Here is a 2,076-nt window from a genome sequence, read left to right as displayed (position 1 = left end):
CGCAGGCTTTGAAGTTGCCGGTAAAGTCGCTGGCGGCACTCAAAAACGGGATGAGGCGGCCGGCCATGATTTCTTCGGCCGGTGCGTCTGTTTGGGCGGATACGCGTCCGGACTCGACCGCCGAGAAAATTTGTTCTGTAAAGCGTCGGGCGAAGTTTTCTTCTGTTTGGCAGTCTTGAAATGCAGTGTTTTCATGTTGGCAGACGAGGGTAACTTCGCCTTCCGCTTTTTGCAGCGGTTCGGCCAAATCGAGTTTGAGGGTTTGCTTATTGGTTTGCAGCCAGGCGGTGCGGCCTTGGGTCTTAATGATTTTGCCGTAAACGCCGATGGCATCGTTTTTGGGGATGTTTTTCTGTTCGGCAAGTTGTTGGGCCGAGAATAAGGGGGCTTGTTCGGCAAATGCGCCGCCGGTTTCGTGTTTGAAGTAGGCGGCGAGGTCTTGTTTGATGAGGGCTTGGGTCAGCAGTTTTTCGCCTTCGGTCAGGCGGTGTGCGAAGCCGTGTGTTTTTGGGGAGGATGCGGCATCTGTGGTCTTGGTGTCCGGTGTGCAGGCGCTTAGGAATAAAAGCAGGGGAAGGATGTATTTCATGGTTGGTCTCTCAACAGGCTGTCTGAACATATGGTTTCAAACGGTCAGCGTTGTTTATCGATAATGATAAACCCGGCGCGGATAGACGGGATAAGCCGGATGGTTGTGAACGGGCTGGCTGTCTTGGTAAATGACGGTCGTTCCCGGCGGGGCGTTGATGGTTACGGTTTTGTTGATGGTGGTTTGCGAGTGGACGGGCAGGTCCAAGACGGCGGTGCGCCCATATGGAGTCTCGGTATAGACGCACGCGCTCAGCAAGAGGGTGACGCTCAGTGCCAATGCCTTCATGTTTCAGACGGCCTTATTTGAGCAGGTTTTTCAAGGCCAGGCGCACGCCTTCGCCGACTTCCGTACCTTTGGGAATGCCTTTGGTAGCAGCTTTGGCTTCGCGTTCGTTGTATCCGAGGGCAAGCAGGGTGTTGATGATGTCTTGGCTTTCGTCGGCAACGGCAGCAGGGGCAAACAGGCCGTCTGAAACGGTATGGGACACGAGTTTGCCGCGCAGTTCTAACACCATGCGTTCGGCGGTTTTCTTGCCGATGCCGGGGGCGGAAGATAGGCGTTTGACATCTTCCTCGGCGATGGCTTGCGCCAGCTCGTCGGCATTCATGGCCGACAAAATGCCCAATGCGGTTTTGGCACCAATGCCGCTGACTTTGACCAGTTGGCGGAAGGTGGCGCGTTCCTCGGCCGAGGCGAAACCAAACAGCAAATGCGCGTCTTCGCGGACGACAAGCTGGGTGTAGAGATGGACGGTTTCGCCAACGGAGGGCAGGTTGTAGAAAGTCTGCATGGAAACGTCGGCTTCATAACCGACGCCGTTGACGTCGATAACGACCTGTGGCGGATTTTTCTCAATCAATTTGCCTGTAAGCCTGCTGATCATGGTGTTCCCCTGTGATTAAAAAAGGCCGTCTGAAACCTTGCAATCGGGTTTCAGACGGCCTTGTATTGTATCAAACTTCAGCGGTAACGCGGACGAAATCAGATGGCGGATGCCAGGTTCAGATGACGGGCGCGTTCGCCTGCTTCGGCGGCACGTTCTTGGCTGCTGAACGGACCCATTTTGACAACGTATTCGTAGTTGCGTTTTTCAAGCATGATTTTGCTGTCGGATGGTAGGTTTTGTGCGGTTTGGTTCAAATAAGCCTGCGCTTCGCGTTGGGTACCGAAGGATTTCAAATCAACAAAAAATTCTTTGTTGTTTGGGGAAATAATGGTTTGAGCGGCGGTTTGGCCGGGGATGATTTGTTCAACTTTGACGTTGGCCGAGCCTTGGTTGATGAAACCTAATTGTTGGGCGGCGGCTTTGGAAACATCGATGACGCGGTTGCCGTGGAAAGGGCCGCGGTCGTTGACGCGGACGATGACGCTTTTGCCGTTTTGCATATTGGTCACGCGTGCGTAGCTGGGAATAGGGAGGGTTTTGTGGGCGGCGGAGAGGGCGTTCATATTGTAACGCTCGCCGCTGGAAGTTTTACGGCCGT

Annotated in this window: 4 protein-coding genes; all 4 read right to left on the bottom strand. The window is 54.2% G+C overall.

The window, feature by feature from the left end:
- A partial coding sequence (locus tag ACTHUT_RS18840; protein WP_440419390.1) for a hypothetical protein occupies nt 1-589 on the bottom strand: 589 nt, incomplete at its 3' end.
- 54 nt (nt 590-643) lie between these two features.
- Entirely contained in the window at nt 644-877 is a 234-nt protein-coding gene (locus ACTHUT_RS18835) for a methionine-binding protein (RefSeq protein WP_137041378.1), read from the bottom strand.
- 13 nt (nt 878-890) lie between these two features.
- Complete coding sequence (gene ruvA / locus ACTHUT_RS18830) at nt 891-1,475, bottom strand: Holliday junction branch migration protein RuvA (protein WP_154953772.1); 585 nt, start codon at nt 1,473-1,475, stop codon at nt 891-893.
- Between the two features lie 98 nt (nt 1,476-1,573).
- Nucleotides 1,574-2,076, bottom strand: a 503-nt coding sequence (locus ACTHUT_RS18825) for a septal ring lytic transglycosylase RlpA family protein (protein WP_440419389.1), incomplete at its 5' end; no start/stop codon positions are given.

This window comes from Neisseria sp. P0022.S010, assembly GCF_051956635.1.
The sequence above is the reverse complement of the archived record's forward strand: the minus strand, read 5'-3'. Positions and strand labels throughout refer to the sequence as shown.

Coding starts and splice junctions, on each gene's coding strand:
- ACTHUT_RS18835 (WP_137041378.1), bottom strand. CDS start 877: ATGAAGGCATTGGCACTGAGCGTCACCCTCTTGCTGAGCGCGTGCGTC.
- ruvA (WP_154953772.1), bottom strand. CDS start 1,475: ATGATCAGCAGGCTTACAGGCAAATTGATTGAGAAAAATCCGCCACAG.